Source organism: Mesobacillus sp. (assembly GCF_049588175.1).
Lineage (GTDB): Bacteria > Bacillota > Bacilli > Bacillales > Cytobacillaceae > Mesobacillus.
This window is the reverse complement of sequence record NZ_JBAVFI010000267.1, coordinates 1-3,785: the sequence shown is the minus strand read 5'-3', so window position 1 is coordinate 3,785 and position 3,785 is coordinate 1. Positions and strand designations below refer to the sequence as shown.

The window sequence follows — 3,785 nt, the reverse complement described above, 5'->3', positions numbered from 1 at the left end:
GTCCACCATCAACAATAGTTAAGTTAATTCTAACTCAAGTTATTTGGCGAAAAGGATATTTATTCTGGCGAAAACCGAAGTGATCTGACGAAACCCGAAGTGAATCTGGCGATAATGCCTACTAATTTGGCTAAATCAATTGATAATCTGGCGAACTGGAAAATATAGCTTGTTTTTTCCAAATTTATATCTTTCCATAAAAAAAGACAGCTGTAATCCAGCCGCCTTGTCTACACACGATATTAAATTTTTTAGGCACTTATTTCACCTGGGCTATTTCATTAATCTCATCTTCACCGACAAGCTTGACCTGGGCGTAATTCTTCATTTCCTTGATCATCTCACTGGCTTCTTCGTATAGCGTATCGTCCTGGAATTCCTCGGAGTAGTAAAGGGTATTGTTTAACATAACTTTGACGCGAAGCCTTGTTCCAGATTCGGTATCCTCGTCACCCAATGTAACGGCGGATCGATTGGTTTCGTGCTGGCTGACCAGGATTTTATTGCTTTCGTTTTCTTTTTTTACAGCTTCAACTATTTCCTGTAAAGAATCAACTTGTCTCAATTACATCACCCCTTTAATTATGTATTCCATGTTTCCAGGTTTTAAAACCAGTGGAAGGACAATCGTGTAAAGATTTTCGCAATATAGCTGCAAACTTTTGTGAAAAGAGCCTTAAAGAATGATTTCGAATGTTGACCCTGCATGCAGTTGGCTGGTGCAAGTGATTTTCCCCCCATGGGCTTCAACAAGCTCCTTAACGATCGCAAGCCCAAGTCCTGATCCCCCGAGTGCTTTGGACCTCGATTTATCAACACGGTAAAAACGTTCAAATATCCAGGGTATATCTTCTTTTGGGATACCTTTTCCTTCATCTTTTACGAGAAGATGAGTCTTCCCGCTCTTTTCAAATACCTCAATTGTCGTGGTGGATCCTGCCTCTGAATATTTTCTGGCATTATCAAGCAGGTTAAGGATGATTTGTTCAAAGCGGATGGGGTCAGCCTCGATATATACTTCCCCATCGCAGATTAAATTAAGCGTGATTTCTTTATCGATATAAGAAGGTTCAATTTTCGAATGAATGCTTCTTAAAAAAGCACAAAGCTCGAACTTTTCTTTATGGATAGTAAAAGTGTTTTCGTCCATTTTGGCAAGGTCGAATAAGCCTTTTATTAACTCAGAAAGCTTTGAAGCCTCTTCGTGAATGATCTGTAAGTACCTGCTTCTGTCTTCAGGAGCTGTTCCGTCTTTTCCGGCGATGTCGGCATATCCCTTAATATAGGTGAGCGGGGTTCTAAGCTCATGTGAAATACTCGCTAAAAATTCGTTCCGCTGCTTTTTTATATGGTTCAGGTCATCAGCGAGTACCTGAATCGATTCTCCAAGCTCGCCCAATTCATCATTTCCAAGCCGGGGAAGTGCTACAGAGTAGTCACCCTTGCGGATTTTAAGAGTCGCTTCATTCATTTTAATCACCGGCTTTGTGATGAAACGGGAGAGAAAGAGTGTGATAATGGCCATCGAGCTAAGCAGCAAAATTCCGGCAAGCCAGAAATGCTTGTTCAGCCTGGCAATCAGTCCCTGGACCCGCTGGGTGTTCTTAAACATATAAACAGCGCCATTATTATCAAGTGGGCTAACAGAGGCGATATATTTCTTGTCCTGCCAATCATCTTCAAGTATCAACCCGTCACGCACAATGTGCATGGGTGATTTTTCGATGATTTCAGTTATGGTGCGGTCAACTGGAATCGAAGCTGAAACGATCTCACCGTTTCTATCCGTAATCACTACATGCGTTTCTGTGCGCGATTCCATTGAAGTGATATGGTGGATTGTTTCTTCAAGATAAGAGGTTTCAAGGATGTCGCGGTGGTTATTCCCGCGAGTTTGCAAAGATGCAAGCTCCTCATCAATCCGGGAGTGGATGATCGAAGAATGAAGGAAATAAAATAAAATCCCTTCCACTAACAAAATCGTTATGAAGAAAACAGCGCCAATCTTCATCGAAATACGATCCATTCCAGCCACTCCTCAAATAATCTTAAGAATATCATACTAAAAAACTGTTTTCGCATAAATTTCTTTTTGCATTCAATATTATGCTTTCTGAGGATGTTCGCGAATTTCCTGCGTAATTTTTCATACAAGTAGTTTGCCAAAAGAGCATATCAAAAAAATATCCAGAAACAGAGCAGACGCAAGGAATTTGAATATTTTAACAAATTCATTTAATGTAATAGATAATGGGATTTTATTTAATAAATTGGGTGATAAGAAGGAGGGGCACAATGAAAAGAGATTTCTATTTATCCAAGGTGAGGATTTTTGGGCTTACAGCCTTACTGAGCTTGCTGATTATTGGCTTTATTGTGGCGGGAATTTATATGCTGGCAGACCCGGGTGAAAATGTGGCGGTCATCGTATTTTTCGGTGCTGTGATTTTATTGCTGATCTGGTCCTTGTTTTTACTTGGAAAAAATTTTATGGAAAAAGAGGCAAATGTAACGGTCAGTGAAGATGGCCTGACAGTGAGGGGCACAGCAGGACCTGGCTTTATACCCTGGGAGGACATAGAAGGCATGCTGCCATATGAAGTCCATAATAATGAATTACTTGGGATCCTTTTAAAAAATGAAGCAGACTATATAGAATCTTTACCTAAAAACAAAAGGCGACTGGCAAAAATAAATCTCAAAACAGGATTCCCAGCCTTCAATATCGGGCTCAGTAATTTAAAAGATAAAAAGGAACTAGTCAACCTTTTAGCTGAAATGAAAATCCCTTTTTACATCCCTACAAACAATAAAGAAACCCCAGAACAATCCAACCCGCCTAGGAATAAGAATTTACCAAGTTAACGCATTAACCCACTGGGGGTCAGACCCCCAGTACAGTGCCGCGTTAATCCGCTGGGGGTCAGACCCCCGGCTCGGTGAAGCGATGAAGTGTTGTGTTCATGGAAAAAGCGAAGGACTTTTGATCCGTCGCTTTTTCTTTCATTATAGAAGGTCATTAACCTTATATACTTTTCCGTTTTCAAGGTGACTGCCAAGCAGCAGTTTTACGAGTGCTCCTGCCACGGTTTCAGGGCTGCGGAGACTGCCGCTTTCTTTATAATTCTTGAAGGTCTCCAGTTCGGCGAATGCTTTCTCCGAGGAAGAACGGATCGTTGCTTGCATATCTGTGTCCATGATTCCCGGGCTGAAGGCGACGATCTTGCTGCTGCTTCCGGCCTTTTCGAGTTCCAGTCCTGCTGTCATCGTAAACATATTAATCGCAGCTTTCGTGCTGCAATAGATGCTCCAGCCATGGATCGGCCGCTCGGCAGCACCTGAAGTCACATTGGCAATGACGGTTTCTACCGCAGTCTTCTTAGCTTTTTGTAAAAAAGAATTGCAAATCATGATTGGTGCCGTTAAATTGACTTGAACATTGGTCATCAATAGTGAAGAATCAAGGTCACCAGCCACCTCAATCGGCTCAATCACACCTGCATTATTGATCACAAAAACCTGCTCTGCATCCTTGAAGACGGTCTCAGCAATCTCCGAAAAAACATTCTGGACTTGCTCTTCAGAACCAAGGTTACATGTGAAATGCATGTATCCTGTTCCAGCCTCAGCAGCAGCCTGCTTTAATTCGGTGTTCTCATGTCTGGCAACTGAAATGACATTTATTCCTTCAGCCACCAATTGCTGGGCCACAGCTGCGCCTAGCCCTCTCGAAGATCCGGTTATGACAGCATATTTCATCTTAACACCCCTCAATATCTAAACCG

The 3,785-nt window shown here is 41.9% G+C and carries 5 protein-coding genes; 2 read left to right on the top strand and 3 right to left on the bottom strand.

Going from position 1 to position 3,785, the window contains the following annotated elements:
- The first annotated feature begins 139 nt into the window (after positions 1-139).
- On the top strand, positions 140-361 hold the full coding sequence (locus WB217_RS06515) for a hypothetical protein (RefSeq protein ID WP_423991777.1): 222 nt from the start codon (positions 140-142) through the stop codon (positions 359-361).
- Here the strand turns inward: WB217_RS06515 and WB217_RS06510 are convergent.
- Both WB217_RS06510 and WB217_RS06505 read right to left on the bottom strand, forming a co-directional pair.
- Complete coding sequence (locus WB217_RS06510) at positions 260-565, bottom strand: hypothetical protein (protein WP_423991779.1); 306 nt, start codon at positions 563-565, stop codon at positions 260-262. The genes WB217_RS06515 and WB217_RS06510 overlap by 102 nt on opposite strands.
- A 111-nt stretch (positions 566-676) precedes the next feature.
- Entirely contained in the window at positions 677-2,026 is a 1,350-nt protein-coding gene (locus WB217_RS06505) for a sensor histidine kinase (protein WP_423991775.1), read from the bottom strand.
- Positions 2,027-2,295: 269 nt separating this feature from the next.
- Between WB217_RS06505 and WB217_RS06500 the strand changes: the two genes are divergently transcribed.
- Positions 2,296-2,865, top strand: coding sequence for an STM3941 family protein (locus tag WB217_RS06500; RefSeq protein WP_423991773.1), 570 nt, complete (start codon positions 2,296-2,298; stop codon positions 2,863-2,865).
- A gap of 141 nt (positions 2,866-3,006) precedes the next feature.
- On the opposite strand, the gene WB217_RS06495 is transcribed toward WB217_RS06500, so the two are convergent.
- Positions 3,007-3,759, bottom strand: coding sequence for a (S)-benzoin forming benzil reductase (locus tag WB217_RS06495; protein WP_423991771.1), 753 nt, complete (start codon positions 3,757-3,759; stop codon positions 3,007-3,009).
- Positions 3,760-3,785 lie beyond the last annotated feature (26 nt).